Here is an 897-nt window from a genome sequence, read left to right as displayed (position 1 = left end):
GGCACCATTCTCGAACAGCCCTTCGGACATGCCATGCCCCGAATAATCGAAGCGCAGGAACGCCGCCCCTGCGATACGGCCCAGTCATGCAGATCCGCCGCCTTGGTTCCCTGCATGTCGGACCTGAAGCCCCCCCAGAAAGACAACCTCCGGATGGCATCGGTTGCTGCCTCCGCCCTGCGCCGGCGGGCGGCATCGGGGTCCAGCAGATCACCGGCCCTGTCTGCCTGATCCCCGGGACCCAGATCCGCAATGCCGATTCCGATCAACCGCACGGCCCCGATCGGCCCCGCCGCATCCAGCAAGCGCCGCCCCTCGGTATAGATCCGGTCGGCGGATTGCGTCGGATCCCCCAAGGCATGGCNGCGGGTAATGGCGCTGAAATCCGCCCTTTTGAGCNTTTATGGTAACGGTCCGCCCCGCCATATCGCGCGCCTTGGCCCGATCGRCAACCTGCACCGCCAATCGCCACAAATGCCCGTCCAGAATGGCCGGGTCAGCGGTATTCTCGGAAAACGTGGTTTCCTTGGAAATGGATTTCACGGCCCGCTTTCTGCCCGCCGCAGCCTTCACATTCAGGCGATCTCGACCGAATATTTCTCGATAACCGTATTCGCCAGAAGCTTTTCGCACATCGCACGAACCTCGGCCTCGGCCGCGGTCTTGTCGGTTGCGGCCAGATCCAATTCGATCACCTTGCCTTGGCGGACACCTTCCACACCGGCAAAACCAAGCGTACCCAGTGCGTGACGCACCGCTTCGCCTTGCGGGTCAAGAACGCCGTCCTTGAGCATGATATGAACGCGGGCTTTCATCGAGTCACCTCAGTTAATAAGCGTGGGTTTGATAGTATGCGTAACATTGGAAGGCAGAACCCCCAAGCGCCGTGCCAATTCC

At 61.3% G+C, this 897-nt stretch carries 1 protein-coding gene and 1 pseudogene; both read right to left on the bottom strand.

Translation table 11 applies throughout. The annotated features are described in order from the left end of the window. Positions 1–149: 149 nt before the first annotated feature. Positions 150–621, bottom strand: a pseudogene (locus TR36_RS16135) (DNA polymerase IV); the annotation flags it as partial. Continuing rightward, the gene (gene purS, locus TR36_RS13960) at positions 576–815 is read right to left on the bottom strand and encodes a phosphoribosylformylglycinamidine synthase subunit PurS (protein ID WP_045391312.1); all 240 of its coding nucleotides are present in this window, start codon (positions 813–815) and stop codon (positions 576–578) included. The pseudogene TR36_RS16135 and the gene purS, both read right to left, overlap by 46 nt. Between the last annotated feature and the right edge of the window lie 82 nt (positions 816–897).

Origin of the sequence: Falsirhodobacter sp. alg1 (assembly GCF_000739715.2) — a bacterium.
Taxonomy (GTDB): domain Bacteria; phylum Pseudomonadota; class Alphaproteobacteria; order Rhodobacterales; family Rhodobacteraceae; genus Falsirhodobacter.
Note: the sequence above shows the minus strand (reverse complement) of the source record. Positions and strands in the feature narration are given on the sequence as shown.

Excerpts from the sequence above, each read along its gene's own strand:
- purS (WP_045391312.1), bottom strand. The coding sequence starts at position 815 with ATGAAAGCCCGCGTTCATATCATGCTCAAGGACGGCGTTCTTGACCCG.